This is a genomic window from Streptomyces cyslabdanicus, assembly GCF_052663305.1.
In genome coordinates this window covers 45,793-60,865 of record NZ_JBQRUW010000043.1, presented here as the reverse complement: position 1 = coordinate 60,865, position 15,073 = coordinate 45,793, and the positions used below count along the sequence as shown (strand labels likewise).

The 15,073-nt window shown below is 69.8% G+C and carries 18 protein-coding genes; 13 read left to right on the top strand and 5 right to left on the bottom strand.

Annotated features, from left to right (window positions below):
• Positions 1-10 precede the first annotated feature (10 nt).
• The 11 genes from ACTYVM_RS25800 (at position 11) to ACTYVM_RS25750 (ending at position 7,813) form a co-directional block, all read left to right on the top strand.
• Entirely contained in the window at positions 11-940 is a 930-nt protein-coding gene (locus ACTYVM_RS25800; RefSeq protein WP_445528322.1) for a type II secretion system F family protein, read from the top strand.
• Complete coding sequence (locus ACTYVM_RS25795; protein WP_445528249.1) at positions 937-1,860, top strand: type II secretion system F family protein; 924 nt, start codon at positions 937-939, stop codon at positions 1,858-1,860. Before ACTYVM_RS25800 ends, ACTYVM_RS25795 begins: the two co-directional genes overlap by 4 nt.
• A gap of 56 nt (positions 1,861-1,916) precedes the next feature.
• Entirely contained in the window at positions 1,917-2,168 is a 252-nt protein-coding gene (locus ACTYVM_RS25790; RefSeq protein WP_445528248.1) for a hypothetical protein, read from the top strand.
• A 113-nt stretch (positions 2,169-2,281) separates the two neighbouring features.
• A complete protein-coding gene (locus ACTYVM_RS25785) occupies positions 2,282-2,662 on the top strand; it encodes a TadE family protein (protein ID WP_445528321.1) in 381 nt (126 codons plus the stop codon).
• Positions 2,663-3,091, top strand: a complete 429-nt coding sequence (locus tag ACTYVM_RS25780) for a TadE/TadG family type IV pilus assembly protein (protein WP_445528247.1) — start codon at positions 2,663-2,665, stop codon at positions 3,089-3,091. It abuts the gene before it with no gap.
• Between the two features lie 41 nt (positions 3,092-3,132).
• Complete coding sequence (locus tag ACTYVM_RS25775; protein WP_445528320.1) at positions 3,133-3,549, top strand: pilus assembly protein TadG-related protein; 417 nt, start codon at positions 3,133-3,135, stop codon at positions 3,547-3,549.
• 8 nt (positions 3,550-3,557) lie between these two features.
• A complete protein-coding gene (locus ACTYVM_RS25770; protein WP_445528246.1) occupies positions 3,558-3,875 on the top strand; it encodes a hypothetical protein in 318 nt (105 codons plus the stop codon).
• Between the two features lie 29 nt (positions 3,876-3,904).
• Positions 3,905-5,299 carry a putative T7SS-secreted protein gene (locus ACTYVM_RS25765; protein ID WP_445528245.1) on the top strand — a complete coding sequence of 465 codons (1,395 nt, stop codon included), beginning with the start codon at positions 3,905-3,907 and terminating at the stop codon, positions 5,297-5,299.
• The gene (locus ACTYVM_RS25760; RefSeq protein WP_445528244.1) at positions 5,296-6,618 is read left to right on the top strand and encodes a hypothetical protein; all 1,323 of its coding nucleotides are present in this window, start codon (positions 5,296-5,298) and stop codon (positions 6,616-6,618) included. Before ACTYVM_RS25765 ends, ACTYVM_RS25760 begins: the two co-directional genes overlap by 4 nt.
• Entirely contained in the window at positions 6,615-7,214 is a 600-nt protein-coding gene (locus tag ACTYVM_RS25755; RefSeq protein WP_445528243.1) for a hypothetical protein, read from the top strand. Before ACTYVM_RS25760 ends, ACTYVM_RS25755 begins: the two co-directional genes overlap by 4 nt.
• 8 nt (positions 7,215-7,222) lie before the next feature.
• Complete coding sequence (locus tag ACTYVM_RS25750; RefSeq protein WP_445528242.1) at positions 7,223-7,813, top strand: hypothetical protein; 591 nt, start codon at positions 7,223-7,225, stop codon at positions 7,811-7,813.
• On the opposite strand, the gene ACTYVM_RS25745 is transcribed toward ACTYVM_RS25750, so the two are convergent.
• The 3 genes from ACTYVM_RS25745 to ACTYVM_RS25735 are packed head-to-tail and all read right to left on the bottom strand — an operon-like array spanning position 7,805 to position 9,482.
• On the bottom strand, positions 7,805-8,425 hold the full coding sequence (locus ACTYVM_RS25745; RefSeq protein WP_445528241.1) for a hypothetical protein: 621 nt from the start codon (positions 8,423-8,425) through the stop codon (positions 7,805-7,807). The genes ACTYVM_RS25750 and ACTYVM_RS25745 overlap by 9 nt on opposite strands.
• Positions 8,422-8,622: a DUF397 domain-containing protein gene (locus ACTYVM_RS25740; protein WP_445528240.1), complete on the bottom strand. Its 201-nt coding sequence runs from the start codon at positions 8,620-8,622 to the stop codon at positions 8,422-8,424. Before ACTYVM_RS25740 ends, ACTYVM_RS25745 begins: the two co-directional genes overlap by 4 nt.
• Before the next feature lie 8 nt (positions 8,623-8,630).
• On the bottom strand, positions 8,631-9,482 hold the full coding sequence (locus ACTYVM_RS25735; RefSeq protein ID WP_445528239.1) for a helix-turn-helix domain-containing protein: 852 nt from the start codon (positions 9,480-9,482) through the stop codon (positions 8,631-8,633).
• A 234-nt stretch (positions 9,483-9,716) separates the two neighbouring features.
• Here ACTYVM_RS25735 and ACTYVM_RS25730 point away from each other — a divergent pair, with 234 nt between their 5' ends.
• Positions 9,717-10,124: an ATP-binding protein gene (locus ACTYVM_RS25730; RefSeq protein WP_445528238.1), complete on the top strand. Its 408-nt coding sequence runs from the start codon at positions 9,717-9,719 to the stop codon at positions 10,122-10,124.
• Positions 10,125-10,148: 24 nt separating this feature from the next.
• On the opposite strand, the gene ACTYVM_RS25725 is transcribed toward ACTYVM_RS25730, so the two are convergent.
• Complete coding sequence (locus ACTYVM_RS25725; RefSeq protein ID WP_445528319.1) at positions 10,149-11,159, bottom strand: hypothetical protein; 1,011 nt, start codon at positions 11,157-11,159, stop codon at positions 10,149-10,151.
• A gap of 49 nt (positions 11,160-11,208) precedes the next feature.
• On the bottom strand, positions 11,209-11,901 hold the full coding sequence (locus ACTYVM_RS25720) for a hypothetical protein (RefSeq protein WP_445528237.1): 693 nt from the start codon (positions 11,899-11,901) through the stop codon (positions 11,209-11,211).
• Positions 11,902-12,109: 208 nt separating this feature from the next.
• Here ACTYVM_RS25720 and ACTYVM_RS25715 point away from each other — a divergent pair, with 208 nt between their 5' ends.
• Entirely contained in the window at positions 12,110-15,073 is a 2,964-nt protein-coding gene (locus tag ACTYVM_RS25715) for a BTAD domain-containing putative transcriptional regulator (protein ID WP_445528236.1), read from the top strand.

Here is a 15,073-nt window from a genome sequence, read left to right as displayed (position 1 = left end):
GCTCGGCTCCATGGGCGGCCTGTTCTCCAGCACCGTCCTGTACTCGATCGGTTCCGGCGTGGCCGTCGGCGGCGGCCTCGCCCTGCTGGTCGTCGCCGTACGCGGACTGCCCGCCAAGCCCCAGCACGAGAAGCAGAGGGCGGCCGAGCGGGCGAGCGAACTGCTCCGCTTCGCCGGGCGGCGCGGCTCCGTCGCCGCCCTCGTCGGCCTGGCCGTCCTCCTGCTCACCCGGTGGGCGGTCGCCGGCGTCGCGGCCGGTGTCCTCGTCTTCTTCTGGGACCGCCTCTTCGGCGGTGCGGCTCAGGAGCGGGCCGCGATGCGCCGGGTGGAGGCCCTGGCCTCCTGGACGGAGTCGCTGCGCGACACGATCGCCGGCGCGGTCGGCCTGGAGCAGGCCATCCCGGCCTCGGCGCGCGCCGCCGCCCCGGTCCTGCGCCCCCATCTGGACGCCCTGGTCGACCGGTTGCGCGCCCGCACCCCGCTGCCCGAGGCGCTGCAACTGCTCGCCGACGAGATCGACGACGCCTCCGCCGACATCATCGTCGCCGCCCTCATCCTCAACGCCCGGCTGCGCGGGCCCGGTCTGCGCCAGGTCCTCGGCGCCCTGGCCAAGTCGGCGCGCGAGGAGGTCGACATGCGCCAGCGCGTGATGGCCCAGCGGGCCTCGACCCGGCGCTCAGTGCAGATCGTCGTCGCCGTCTCCGTCGCCTTCGTGCTCGGACTGTCCATCTTCAACCGCGACTTCGTGTCGCCGTACGGCACCCCGGTCGGCCAGCTGGTCCTCGCGCTCGTCTGCGGTCTGTTCGCACTCGGCTTCTGGTGGCTGCGCAAGCTGTCCACGATCGAGACGCCGGAACGCTTCCTGGTGCGGGACGAGACGGCGGTGCAGTTCGTACGGCCGCGCACGCCCGCCCAGCAGGAGGAAGGGGTACGCCGGTGAACCTGACGGTGCCGGTCGTGGTCGGAGCGGTTCTCGGCCTCGGTGTCTACGCCCTCGTACGCGCGCTGATGCCGTCACGGCGGAGCGCGGTCGCGCAGGTCGCGCGGATCGACGCGATGCGGGCGCGGGGCGCGGTGTACGAGACGCGGCACCAGGCCCGGGAGGAGGCGGGCCGCTTCGGCACGCTCCGCGCCCAGGTCGGCGCACGCGTCGCCGAGTTCTATGTGCAGCAGGGCTGGGAGCAGCGCTCGCTGCGCGCCGACCTCGCCGTGCTGGAGCGCAGCTGGGAGAGGTTCCTGGCGACGAAGGTGCTGCTGTCGGTGGCGGGGCTGTTCTTCGGCCCGCTGCTGTTCGCCGTGGTCTACACGCTGGGCTTCGGCCGCAGCCCGGTCATCCCGGTCTGGCTGGCGCTGCTGTGCGCGGCGCTGTTCTTCTTCCTGCCCGATCTGGAGATCCGGCGGGACGCGGCCGACAAGCGCCGCGACCTGCGCCGGGTGATCGGCGCGTATCTGGACCTGGTGTCCATGAGCCTGGCCGGCGGCCGGGGTCTGCCGGAGGCGCTGATGGCGGCGGCCGAGGTGTCCGACGGCTGGGCGAACCAGCGGATCCGCAACGCGCTCGCCGACGCCCGGATCACCGGCATCAGCCAGTGGCAGGCGCTCGGCCAGCTCGGCGAGGAACTGGGCGTGGAGGAGCTGAAGGACCTGTCGGCTTCCTTGGCCCTGGTCGCGGACGACGGCGCGAAGGTGCGCGAGTCGCTCGCCTCGCGCGCCGAGACCATGCGCCACCGCGAGATGGCCGAGATCGAGGGCAGCGCGGGCGAGAAGTCCCAGTCGATGCTCGTGGCCCAGCTGCTGCTGTGCGCGGGCTTCCTGGTGTTCCTGATCTACCCGGCGGCCATGCGGGTGTTCCAGGTATGAGCCGCCGACCCTGACAACCCTGCCAACTGCCCCGCATTCGAGAGGAAACCACTGTCATGAACGGACGAGACTTCCACACCGGGATCCCGGCCGTGGACTTCATGGTCACCTTCCTGGGCGGACGTGTGCAGCGCGCCCGCTCCGGCGAACTGGACCGCGGCGCCTCCGCGGTCGAGTGGGTCATCATCTCCGCGGTCGTCGTGGCGATCGTGGGCGTGGTGGCCGCCATCATCAACTCCGCGCTGAGCGAGGGTGCCAACAAGGTCGGCGACTGCATCAAGGGTGCCAATCAGAGCGGTACCTGCTGACCGCGAACTGACGGCGAACGGGGATCGGGGACGTGGTGCAGCGCATACGGACGTGGACACGCCGCCGGGCGGAGGCCGTACGGGAGTCGGCTTCCGGCCGCGGCGACTCCGGGATGACCGCGATCGAGTTCGTGCTGCTCACTCCCGTACTGTTCTTCATGATCTTCGCGACGGTGCAGTTCGCGCTGTACTTCTTCGCCGACCACGTCGCCCAGGCGGCGGCCCAGGCCGGCGCCCGCAAGGCCCGCGCCACGGCCGACGAGCAGCCCGGCGCCTGGCGGGGCGAGGCGCGGAACGTCGTCGACGCCTACATCCGCCAACTGGGCCCCCAGTTGGTCCTGTCACCGGACGTCAAAATGATCCAGCCGGAGCAGAACACCGTGGGCGTGGAGATCTCGGCGCGGATCCCGACGGTGTTCCCGGGCCTGAACCTCACGGTGCACGCGCAGTCGTCCGGCCCGGTGGAGAGGTTCGTGCGGGAGGGCGGCAACTAGATGAACCGCTCTCCCCGGAGGTCTCTCCCGTCCACCCGTGACGACAGCGGCCTGTCCACCATCGAGGTCGTGATCCTCGCCCCGGTGATGATCCTGTTCATCCTGGTGCTGGTGGCCTTCGGTCAGCTCGTCCAGGGCCGCGGCGCGGTCGACGGCGCGGCACGGGACGCGGCTCGCGCGGGCTCGATCCAGAAGGACCACCCGACGGCCATGTCCGAGGCGCGCAAGGCGGCGGAGGCGGACCTGACGGACGTCTGCTCGGGCCCGGTCTCGGTGGTGCAGACGAGCGCGGGCTTCGCCCCCGACACCCTGTTCACGGTCGAGGTCAGCTGCGAGGTGCGCGGCCTGGCGTCGCTGGGCCTGAACATCCCGACGAGGCTGTCCGCGAGCTTCAGCTCGCCGCTGGATCCGTTCCGGAGGTCGGCGTGAGGCATGCCCGACAGACCTGGTGGCAGACCCGTCGCTCCCGGATGTCCGACCGCGGCTCGGGCGCCGGCGCGGTCATCATCTTCGCCCTGGTCTTCCTCGCCCTGTCCGCCTTCGTCATCGACGGCGGCCTGTCCATCTCCAAGCGCGAACGCGCCGCGGACATAGCGGAACAGGCGGCCCGCTACGCCGCCCAGGACATCGACCGCGAGGCCCTCTACAACGACGAGGGCGGCCCGGCACCGATCAACTACGGCAACTGCGACGCCCGCGTGAAGGCCTTCGCCCGGGAGATGAGCATGACGGGCGCCGACATCGCCGCGAGCCACTGCGTGGCAGCCGACGCCGACCAGGTCCAGGTCGATATCCAGCTGACGTACTCGCCCGTCTTCACCGGCGTGTTCTACGGCGGCAGCGTGGTCGTCCACGGTCGGGCGGTGGCCAAGAACGAGGTGGGGTGATGGCATCCATGAGCGATCAGCAAGCGGACATCGACCGGATCAAGGAGTGCGCCAGAGCACTGAAGCGCATCCGTGACACCTTCGCCGAACGGGGCAACCCGGCAAAAGGGTTCGGAGTCTCGGAGCTCGGCTCGCAGCGGATCCTCGACGCCTTCTCGAAGTTCGACAGCAACTGGAAGATCCACCGGCGAAAGCTCACCGAGGAGCTGGAGTCGCTGCACGGCATCACCAAGGCCGCGGCCCAGTCGTACGAGAAGATCGACCACGAACTCGCCGAAGCACTGCGGAACACCGACGAGGACGGGAAGAAGGGGGCGAAGAAGTGACAGGTCGGCCCGCCTCCCACCGCTGGTCGGTGCTGGACGAGACGTCCGATCCGATACCCGGTGACCCGTACGAGGTCGCGAAACTCGGCCGGCAGCTGCGCAAGACCGCCGAGGCCATCGAGAAGGAGGCCCGCGAGATCAAGGCGCTGGGCTCCGTCAAGAACTGGCAGGGCAAGGCCGCCAAGGAGTTCGAGGGATCGTCGAAAGGCGCGGGCGACAAGCTGCGCAAGGCCTTCAAGCGCTACGACGAGGCGGCCACCGCCCTCGGCACCCAGGTGCGCGAGAACGTGTGCAGCAACGAGTACGCCTCCGAACTGCATCGCGCCCAGCAGATGGCCGACAAGGCGCTCACTGACGCTGAGCAGGCCCACGGCGACCTCACCTCGGCGCAGCGCTCCCTCGACGGGCAGCCCGACGACACTCCGAAGGACGATCCGGACACCAAGAAGTACAACCGGCACAAGGAACAGGCCTCTTCCAGCCTGAAGGCGGCGAAGGAGGCCCTCCAGACCGCGAAGGGGATCCGCGACAACGCTGCGAAGGCTGCCGCCGACGCGATCCACGACGTCATCGAAGGCGACGGACTGAAGGACGGCTTCAAGGACAAGTTCAAGAACTGGGTCCACGAGCACGTCGACATGCTTCAGTTGATCTCCAAATGGGCTGGACGCATCGCCTTGTGGGCAGGTGTGCTGTCCCTCGCCCTCGGGTGGATCCCCGTCATCGGCCAGGTCATCGCCGCGATCGCCGACGCGGTGGCGCTGCTGGCCAGCGTCGTTGCACTCGCCGCGGACCTGGTGCTCTGGCTGGGCGGTGAGGGGAGCCTGACGTCGGTGTTGCTCGACACCGTGGGACTGCTGACCTTCGGTATCGGGCGGGCGGCGATGGCGGGCGCCAAGGGAGCGGCGGCCGGGACCAAGGTCCTGGCGCGCAGCAACCTGTACAAGCAGGCCATCGCCTCGGGCATGAAGTCGAACAAGGCGTGGAACTTCGTCAACCGCGCCATTCCAGGCGCGCTCCGTGGAAAGGCCGGGGTGAAGGCCCTGGAGGGTATGCCGAAGGGGAAGTTGCCGTCGCTGAGCAATCTCGGGGAGGGGTTCAGCCCGCGTTCCATATACAAGGATACCGTTGAGGGCGTGAAGTCGATCAAAGGCGCGTTCTCCAAAGAGGCATGGCAGCAAGGACTGCACGAGGCGACCGCAATCGGTCCAGCGGTCTCAGTGAGCCCCGAGCTTGCGAAGGATGCCTTCGAACTTGAGAGACTCGCATCCATGGCTCAGGACATGCCGGACGTCGCCCGCGGGCTGAGCAGTTTCTCGGGGCAGGCCCACGTCTGGACGGGGACGACCGCTACGGGATTGGTTGCGGGAATCGAGGGCGTCTACGGACCGATGCAGGATCTCTACCACAAGGTTATCCATTGATTTCCGAGCCGGCGCTCAGGCCCGCCGCGGCGCGTGGCCCGGGCCTTGAAGTGTGCCACCGTTCACGGTTCTACCGGGACGGCGGCGACCTCGTTCTGCGGAGCCGCACGCGTACGCTGCGATTTCCGATCGGAGACGGCGGGATCACGCGCGCGGTCTTCCTCGACCTCCCCGGTGCCGACATGGAACGCATCGGGCCCACGATCCGGGGCTCATGGGGGAAGGTTCAGCTACAGGACCGCAATGGTGCGCTGGTCGGTAGCTTCGACATCGAGAACTGGCTGCCGGAGTCGCCTGCGCTCTCGAAGCGATACGTGAAGGGCGAGGAGCTGCTCGACCGTACGGGCGTGGCCGCCCTACTCAAGGCCGCACACATTCCCCTGCATGTGGTGAAGGACAGGGACGATCCACTATTGGCACCCGGTTCACGCTGGGGTCGAGCCAAGTCTCTCGGACCGGGGCCTGACTTCCCACATTGGTACTGGCGACTCCGTCTCGTGGCCGGAGCGACCTGGGTCCTCGTGTTCATGGTGACCCTGTTCTCCGGGACGAGCGAGCCGTGGCTCATTCTGTTGCAGGCCGCTACTGCCTTCGTCGCCCCGGTGGCACGGTTGGCGGTGCGGGTGTGGACCCGGTTGCGTATGCGGCGGTGCGTCCCCGTCGTACGGGAGCGGATCCGGCCCGCGCCCGTGGAGGGAACGGCAGCGACCGTCAGGTTTTACCGGGACACAGAGTTGCGTATACAGGACCGCGATCTCGTCCTGCGCGTCCTCGGTGGGCGTGAGTACTGGTTTCCGCTCACCGGCCCACACGCCCTGGCTTCCCTGGTACTGGTGCGCGACCGGACGGGTCAATACCTCGGGGTCGAACTGCGCGGCCCGCGCGACCAGGTGCGAGCCGTACTTCCGTGGCAGACCTGGTTCGGCGGCGGGAGCGGCGCGGACCACTGGTCCAGGCTGTGCCGGGCCACCGGACTGACCGCATCCGAGTACAGGCTGACCGGGAAGGACAAATGGCCCGAGGGGCCGGTACTCGGCCGACTGCCCGACTCCGCCAAGACGGCTCGGGAGTTGGCCCGCTTCCCCAGCACCATTGCTGCCGGGTTGTCCTCCGCCTTCATGGCGGTTGGCTCGTACCTTTCCATCGCCCAGGGCCAGTGGATCGAGAACGCCCACCCCGGAGCGGGCATGGTGGCGTCCCTCGCAGGGGCGGTCGGCCTCGTCCTGCAGGCGGTGCCCTACGCCGCACACCAGCTACGCAGCCGGCTCTGGCTGGAGCGACCGGCACCGCATCAGACCCCCACGGAGCAACCCGCGTGAACCAGACCGAGGAGGCCGCTCCTCCGGCCGACTACCGGCTGCTGCTTCCCGACGGGTGGTTCCGGATCCTCCTGGAGCCCGAGCAGCGGGACAAGGCGATCGAGGCGCTAGTGGAGCGCCAGTTCGACGGCATCGACAACGCGCCGCACCTCAAGGAGGATCTCCGCAGGGACATGCGGCGCCGTACCGCCAAGGCGTACCGCAGCGGTGGTATCGAGCTGTACCTCAGCCTCCAGGAGGTCGGCCCCGTCACCATTCCGGCCTCGCTGCTGGTCACCCTGGCGCCACCGCGGCACCCCGAGCCGCTGCCGCTCGAAGCCCTGGCGCAGCGGTTCGCCGAAGAAGGCGAGGGATCGGTGAGCATCGAGGAGCTGAGCTCGGGACCCGCCGTCCGAGTCCGCAGGCTGACACCGCAGGACACGGACGAGGAAGGCGCTGAGCCCCCGCACAACTCGCTCTCGGTGGAGTATCACCTCCCCGTGCCCGGCACCAGCGCGTTCCTGCTGTTGACCTTCTCCACGCCGCTCGAGGCCATCGCCGACGCGATGGCCGGACTCTTCGACGCGATCGCCGGCTCTTTCACCTGGACGGATTGACCGAGAACATGACTGACGACCTTTCCAACCTCGGCCTGGAGTGCTCGGAGGACTGGGTGCCCTTCCCCGTCGCCGGGAGCGTGGACCTGGACTACTGGGCCAGGAGCCAGGCCGAGGAACTCGCCGTACGGTACGCGCAGGACGGCGAGACGGGCGACGCCCGCCGCCTGGCACGGGACCTGAAGCGCAGGGCCGCCGACTGCCACACCCGCGATCCGCTGGCCGCCTTCGGCTGGTACGTGAGCGGCCACGAGACGGTGGCGGCCATCATGGAGCTCGACGCCATCCACCCCGACGAGACGCTCCCCGAGGTCACCCTCGACCTGCTGGTCGAGCACATGTCCGGCCACGACTTCGGCGAACCGGACGTCCGCGAGGTACGGCTCCCTCTCGGCGACGCCGTCCGCATCCGGCAGAACCTCATCGGCGAGAAGAAGGGCTTCTTCGGCCCGCGCCCGGTGATCCACACGGTGTTCTACGGCGTCCGCCCGGACGGCATGGAGGCGGCCCTCACGATGCTGGTCTCCTGGACGGAAGCGGTCCTGGACGAGCCGGCCGAGCAGCAGGCCGACGAGATCGCGAAGACGCTCTCACTCTGACAGCAACCGCCGGTACGCCGCGATGCGCCGACGCATGAAGATCCGGGAGGCTCCCAGCGCGAGCAGCAGAGCCGCGACCGTACCGGCCCCAACCCACAGTCCTGCGGCATGCAGCTCGTCGTTCACCAGCAGAACGAGAAGAACGACGAGCGGGATGCCGATGAGCACCGGCCGCAACGGCTGCCGCCCGATCGCACCGTAGTAGTCGATGACGATCCTGGCGTGCAGCTGCTTCACCTCGCTGCGCGCCTCCGGCAGCGTCAGTACCGGCACACGCCAGGAACGCATCCCAGGGAGCCGACCGCCGTCGGTGGCATCGGGAAACAGTTCCCTCGTATGCGCGGCCCGCTCAGGCTCGTCCGGCAGGCGCCGGAAGACGAAGAGGGGCGTGCCGGACTCTCGCGGGTCCGGATCCAGCCCGGCGTAGCGGTACCCGTACTGCTCGGCAAGGTACGCGAACTGCGCGAACTTCCGGAGTGACGGCCACGGGATCTGTGTTGAGTACGAAAAGTCAACGTCGAGCCGAACGTTCGGTGCGCCCAGGGATTCGACGTACGCGACGTTCTGTGCCGTTTCGCGCAGCAGCTTCTTCAGGTGCCGCCGCAGGCTCAAATCTCCCCTTTTGCCGCCGCTTTGAGCGAGCCGAGGAAGGTGGCGAAGGCTGCCGCCGGGAAGGAGAGGGTGGCTCGGGCGGGAGCTTTTGAGTCGCGTACGGCTATGCGGGTGCGGCGGTGGGCGATCTCTACGCAGGCGTTGCCGTCGCCCCCGCCGGAGTAGGACGACTTCTGCCAGGTGTCGGGTGTGGTCATGGTGTGGCTTACAGCTCCTTCGCCAGCCTGTGGATGAAGTCACGCGAACGTGTGGGTTCGAGTGAGACCGCCTCTACCCTACGAAAGAGGGTTCGAAAACGCCGGAGTTGGGCATCGGCGTCGATGAACACGGTGCCGTGGGGCCCGTCGCGTACCACGGTGTCCAGCTGGGGGACTTGGCCGCCGGCGTACACCATGGCGCTGCCTGCTCCGGCGAAGCCGTCGAGATCGAAGGGGATGACCCGCACGGTGACGTGATCGGCCTCCGAGAGTTCCATGATCCGGAGGAGCTGGGCACGGGCTGTGGCGGGGGCACCGACCTTGATGCGCAAAGCAGCCTCGTGGACAACGGTCTCGTACCGGATCGGGTTGGAGCGCTCAATGATGATCCTGCGCTTCATGCGGTGCTCCACCCGGCGCTCCACCTCACCCTCCGGGAAGTCGGGGTTGACGTAGGAGAAGAGGGCGCGGGCGTAACTTTCTGTCTGTAGAAGACCGGGAACGTGCAGGAAGTCGACGTCCCAGCGATAGCGGGCGTGGTGCTCCAACTCGGACAGATCCAGGAATGAGTTGGGCAAAGAGCCCTGGTATTGCTCCCACCAACCGCGTGTGCGGGTGGTCGCCATGTCCACCAATGCGTCGATCAACTTCTGGTCTGCACAGGAGTAGTGAGCCGCGACCAGGCGCAGGCGGGTTTCGCTGATGCCGGCGACCCCGGCCTCGATCTGGCTCACTCGTGCCGAGTCGGTTCCGATCAGTGCTGCGGCGTCACGTCCGTTGAGGCCTGCCGCCTCGCGCAGCTTTCGTAGCTCGGCGCCGAGGCGCTCCTGGCGTGCAGTCGCCTGCTGCCTGCGTGGCATGGCTTCCTTCCTCGGGCCAACCGCCCTTCGCTGGTGCCTCGTTCGAGCGGCACATTACGTAACAGCTTGCGCGGGGCCAAAATTGGCCCCTACTGTCGGTCACGCGACGCACACGCTGCGGCAGTCCGGGGCTCCGGAAGCGCACCGCTCCGTCCTGCCACGACGGCTGCGGCAAGGCCACCGCCCGCCATCGCGGCGTCATTCCTACCCCGCCTCACGTCACTGGAGTGCCCCATGCCCGAAAACGAACCGTGGGAGTACACCCTGTACATCCCGAACGACGCCCGTGCCGTCACGATCTCCCGCCGGACCCTCCGTCTGATCCTCACGATGCACGGCCTCGTCCGCCTCGTCGACACGGCCGAGTTGCTGGCGACGGAGCTGGTCTCCAACGCCGTACGGCACACCAAGGGGCCGGCGGCACTGCGGGTGCGCTGGTCGGTGGGCGTACTGCGGATCGGGGCGTGGGACACCGACCCCGCGCCGCCCGAGCCGCCGATGCCACTGGAGCAGGTCGTCGACCTGGAAGAGGGGCGCGGGCTCGCCCTGGTCCGAGCCTGCGCCGACCTGTGGGGCTGGCAGCCGCTGTCCAGGGAGGGCAACCGGGGCAAGTACGTGTGGTGTGACCTGGTGGCGGCGTAGCTCTTCTGGGGCGCCCGGCGCGTCTCAGCGGTTGATCGACTGGATTTCCTGGACGTTCATGTCCTGGGTCGTCTCGAAGGTGCCGTCGGGGAGGTCGCCACCGCTTCCGCCCGTGCCTTGCCAGGTGATCTTCCAGGTGATCGAGGCCTTGAGGCGGTACGGCTGGCCGTTCGTGGCGCGGAGGTATCTGATGCCGCACGGCGGGGTCTTGTCCGCGTTGCCCTTCGCGTACGGGGTGCCGATCGAGCCGTCGTCGTTGATCGTGCAGTCGCCGGAGGACGGGTAGGTCTCGGCGTCGTCCGTGCCGGGGGTCAGGTGGAGGGCGACCGGCTTGGCTGTCGTCTCCGCCCACAGGTTCGTGCGGGGGAGTTCCGCGCGGACCTTGATCTCCCTGAAGGTCCCCTTGTCCAGCCAGACCCAAGTAGGGAGGTTCACCGTGGACTTGCCGGCTGGCTTCAATTCGATCTCGGTGTCGGGGACCTTGATCTCGTTGTACGCGTAGTCGGCCAGCATCTCGGGCGTCGGGGCGTGCGGGATCTTCGGAACCTCGTCGGCATCCTGCCAGAACATGATCCTGCCGCAGTCCCAGGACTTGGGGTCCGAGGCGTCCGGGGCGACGCTGCGCCAGAAGTAGCCGTTCTTGCCGACGTTGTAGTCCTTGTAGCCCTTGGCGGTGCTGTGCTCGTCGTCGAAGTTGGTCTCGGGCTTGCCGTCCTGGTAGTGGTCGGTCCAGAGCCCCTTGCCGAACCAGGATTCGTGGATTCCCACGTCGCCGTCGCCGTCTGTCTTGTCGACGAAGGCCTTGAGCTCTTCGCCGGTGAACACGGGCTCGTACCAACAGGCGGGCGGCTCCCAGTTCACATCGACCGAGGACAGGGCGCCGCGCGTTCCGCCGGTGGGGCCGCTCACCTGACGGACCTTGATCCGGGAGTACGTGGCGGAGGCATAGATGTCCTTGTGCTTGGTGCCGCCGTGCGTTCCGTCGTTGGTGCCTCCGCCGCCGATGGCGTGGGCAGGCGCGGAGGCGAGGAGAATCCCGGCCACAGCCACCGTCGTCGTCGGAATGGCGTGCCTGGGCCTCACCTCAGCAGCCACCCCTCTTCGCACGGGTGGACACGTTCTGCCAGACGCCGTCGGCGTTCTTGGTCAGTGTGACGGTGTAGAAGACCTTCGGATCCGTACCCGCGGGATTCCCCTGGACTTCCTTCGTCTTGCGGTTCCTGGTGTACGCCTTGCTCTCGTCCGTGCAGTACGTCACCACGGCACGCGTCTTCCCGCCACCGAGGAGGGTGGTCCGGGGGCCGTACGCCGGCAGTTCGCCGAAGACGGTGAGGTCCTTGCCCGTATAGGTCCTGATCCACTGCTGGTCCTGTGACAGACCCGACTTGGTGTCGTAGAAGGCGAGGGCGTCGCCACCGTCCGGTTCGTTGGCGGTGATCGCGGCGTAGCCCGCCCGGAGTTGTTCTCTGGTGTCGTCGAGGACGGCCTGCTCGACGCTGTCACTGCTCGTCCAGCTGTCGAACGTCAGCTGGAACTCCGCCGGGAGCTTGATCTCGGGGCGCTGGACCCCGGACGCCGGCGATGCCGAGGCGGAGGCCGACGGACTGCCACCCGCCGTGTCCGCCCCCTTGATGTCGTCCGACTTGGCGTCCCCGCCCCCGCCGCACGCGGTGAGCAGGACGGTCGCGATGGTGGTGAGCGCGGTGGCGGTTGCGGGTAGGGCGCGGCGGGCCACGGTGGTTCTCCCCCGGAAGACGACGACGTGTGCAGCGGACAACGAAGCTATCAGGGGCGACAGGGGAGGATTGGGGCGGTCGGAGGGGGATTGTGGGGGAAGTCGAGAGACGTGGAGTGGCTGATGTGAACGGGGTGGGGGCGTCTGACGTTGACGGGCGGAAGCTGTGTCGCCCCCGTCCCCAGGATCTCTGTAGGCTCAGTACGCCCCCTGTATCGCGCCCACTTCACACACCATCAGGACACCCGCCATGCCGCGACGCCGTAGTTCAAGCTCGACGGGAAGCCCGACGGGAAGCCCGACGGGAAGCTCGACGGCCCCGAGGAACCGGACGCCGCAGCCGGTGCGGGTGCGGCGGCGCACGGTCGGGGACTTCGTGAAGGCGTTCCTCGCCTTCCTGGCCCTGCTCGTCCTGCTCGTCGGCGTACCACTGGCGCTGGCCGTGCAGTTCGGATGGCCGCTGCCGCACGGAGTGCCGAGCCTGGACTGGCTCCAGCAGGAGATCACCGTCCAGACCTTCCTGAACATCCTGACGGTCGTCGTCTGGCTCGCCTGGGCGCAGTTCACCGCCTGTGTGCTCGTGGAGATGAAGGCCGCGCTCTCCGGGGTCGGGGTGCCCGGGCGGGTGCCCGGGTCCGGACCCAGCCAGCTGCTCGCGCGGCAGCTCGTCGCCGCGCTGCTGCTCGTCGGGGCCACGGCCGCCAGCCTCACGCCGGGCCTGTCGCAGCTCGGGCACAGCCTGGAGGGGAACCAGAAGGGGACCGTCGCCGCCGCGCAGCAGACGCCGGGCGGGTTGTTCGGGCAGCAGCGGGAGCAGGCCGCGAACACCGCGGCGGCCGTCGCCGAGCAGGCCGCGAGCGCCGCCGCGAAGGCGGAGGCCAAGCAGGGCGACACGAAGTACTACCGGATCCAGCCGCCCGAGGGACGCCACCACGACTCCCTGTGGGAGATCGCCCAGCGGCACCTCGGCGACGGGCGCCGGTACAAGGAGATCTACGAGCTCAACAAGGACCGGGTCCAGCCCGACGGCTCCCGGCTGTCCGAGGCCAGCCTCATCCGGCCCGGCTGGATCATGGAGATGCCCGCGGACGCGCACGGCGGCGAGCTCGTCGAGCTGCCCGACGGCGCGCCCGGCGTCTCCGAGCAGGTGCAGCAGCAGATCCACGACTACGCCAAGACCGGCGACCACGCCCAGGGCGGCGGCCAGCAGCAGGGCGGCGGCGCCCACGCCTCCGTTCCCGCCCAGCGGCCCGCCCCCGACACCGGGCAGGGACAGGGGCAGCAGCACGGTGGCGCCACCGCCGCCACCCCCGCCTCCGCCGGGCGTTCCTTCGGGCTGCCCGAAGCCCTCCTCGCAGCCCCGCTCCTCGCCGCCGGTCTCCTCGGCGCACTCGGCCACCGGCGCCGGCAGGCGCTGTGGCAGTCGGCGCTCGGTGCCGTCGGCGGGCGGCGCGGCATGGAGCCGCCGACGCCGACCGGGGACGCGCTGGACGTGCAGGACGCGCTGCTGGTGGGCGCCGACCCCGAGGGCGTACGGCGGCTCGACCGGTCCCTGCGCGGACTCGCCGCCGCCCTCGCCACCGAGTCCCGGCCGCTGCCCGTCGTCTACGCCGCCTGGCTCACCGGAGGCGACCTGCACCTCCAGCTCGCGCAGCCGGCCGGCAAGCCCCCGGCGCCCTGGCAGACCGGGCAGGACGAGACGTTCTGGATGCTGGCGCGCGCCGACGCCGAGCAGTACGAGGACGCCGACACCGCCGCTCCGTACCCGGGGCTGGTCAGCCTCGGCACCATGGACGACTCCCGCCTGCTGCTCAACCTGGAGGCCGTGCCCGGCATCGTCTCGCTGAGCGGCCGCGCCGCCGACCGGGCCGCCGTGTTCGCCTCCGTCGCCGCCGAACTCGCCACCAACGGCTGGTCGGACCGCATGACCGTGACCGTCGTCGGCTTCGGTGAGGACCTCACCCCGCTCGCCCCCAGCCGGCTGCGCCACCTCGACGACGTCGAGGCGCTCCTGGAGACCATGGAGGCCGAGACGCGGCAGCGGCGCGGCGCACTGGGCGCCGCCGGACACGACTCCGTCCTCACCGGCCGCACCGGGCCCGCCCAGCACACCCGTTGGGCCCCGCAGCTGGTGCTGCTGGCCGCCGAGCCCTCGGCCGAGGACGCCCGCAGGCTCGCCGAACTCGCCGCCGACGCCAGCCGGTTGGGCATCGGCTACCTCGTTGGCGCCGACTCCGGTGAACTGCCCGGCGCCGCCTGGGAGATGGAGATCACCGCCGAGGGCAGGCTGCTCGCCCCGCTGCTCGGGCTCGAACTCGACGCCCAGATGCTGCCGTCGGCCGAACAGCGGGCGGTGGTCGAGCTGTTCGTCGAGGCCGACCCGGAGAGCGGGCCCGACGGGCCGGCGCCCACCCCGCCGTTCCTCGTCGACATCAGCGAGCAGGGGCGGCCCGCGGTGTACGCGCGGCTCGTGGGCCCGTACGAGATCATCGGCCTCGACACCCCGGACGACGAGCGCAGCGCGCTGCTGCACGAGGCGCTGGCGCTGCTGCTCCTGCACCGGGAGGGCGTGCATCCGCGGGTGCTGTCCTCCGCGTTGTGGCCGCGCGGGGTCACCGACGACGTGCGGGACGCGCTCGTCGAGCGGCTGCGCTCCTGGCTCGGCACCGACCCCGACGGCACCCCCCGGCTGGGTACGGACGACGCCGGCCGGCTCACCCTCGCCAAGTCCGTCGTCTCCGACCTGGACGTGCTGCGCTCGCTGTACCACGAGGCCACGCAGGGCAAGGGCGCTCAGAGCCGGGCCGTACGCGGACGGCTGCTCACCGACGCGCTGGTGGTGGTGCGCGGACCGCTGCTCGCCGACCGGCCCGAGGGCCGCTACCGGTGGCTCACCCACGAGATCGTCGAGGCCCAACTGCCCCTCATCGTCGCGGACATCGGGCTCGCCCTGTCCTCCTTCCACCTGGAGAAGGACCGCGCTCAGAAGGCGATCGAGGCGCTGGACGCCGCGCTGCGCACCGCCCCGGCCGACGAGCGCCTGTGGAACGAGCTGCTGCGCGCCACGCACGCCACCGGCGACACCGCCCGCCTCGAGGCGCTCGCCACCGACCTCGTCGGCCGCGGCGGCGCGCGTGGCCTGCCGCCGCGCACCGAGGCCCTGCTCGACGAACTGCTGCCGACCTGGCGCAGCGCCGTCGCCGCGGCGGGCTGA

Coding starts and splice junctions, on each gene's coding strand:
- ACTYVM_RS25800 (WP_445528322.1), top strand. CDS start 11: ATGGGCGGCCTGTTCTCCAGCACCGTCCTGTACTCGATCGGTTCCGGC.
- ACTYVM_RS25790 (WP_445528248.1), top strand. CDS start 1,917: ATGAACGGACGAGACTTCCACACCGGGATCCCGGCCGTGGACTTCATG.
- ACTYVM_RS25785 (WP_445528321.1), top strand. CDS start 2,282: ATGACCGCGATCGAGTTCGTGCTGCTCACTCCCGTACTGTTCTTCATG.
- ACTYVM_RS25780 (WP_445528247.1), top strand. CDS start 2,663: ATGAACCGCTCTCCCCGGAGGTCTCTCCCGTCCACCCGTGACGACAGC.
- ACTYVM_RS25775 (WP_445528320.1), top strand. CDS start 3,133: ATGTCCGACCGCGGCTCGGGCGCCGGCGCGGTCATCATCTTCGCCCTG.
- ACTYVM_RS25770 (WP_445528246.1), top strand. CDS start 3,558: ATGAGCGATCAGCAAGCGGACATCGACCGGATCAAGGAGTGCGCCAGA.
- ACTYVM_RS25750 (WP_445528242.1), top strand. CDS start 7,223: ATGACTGACGACCTTTCCAACCTCGGCCTGGAGTGCTCGGAGGACTGG.
- ACTYVM_RS25740 (WP_445528240.1), bottom strand. CDS start 8,622: ATGACCACACCCGACACCTGGCAGAAGTCGTCCTACTCCGGCGGGGGC.
- ACTYVM_RS25735 (WP_445528239.1), bottom strand. CDS start 9,482: ATGCCACGCAGGCAGCAGGCGACTGCACGCCAGGAGCGCCTCGGCGCC.
- ACTYVM_RS25730 (WP_445528238.1), top strand. CDS start 9,717: ATGCCCGAAAACGAACCGTGGGAGTACACCCTGTACATCCCGAACGAC.
- ACTYVM_RS25715 (WP_445528236.1), top strand. CDS start 12,110: ATGCCGCGACGCCGTAGTTCAAGCTCGACGGGAAGCCCGACGGGAAGC.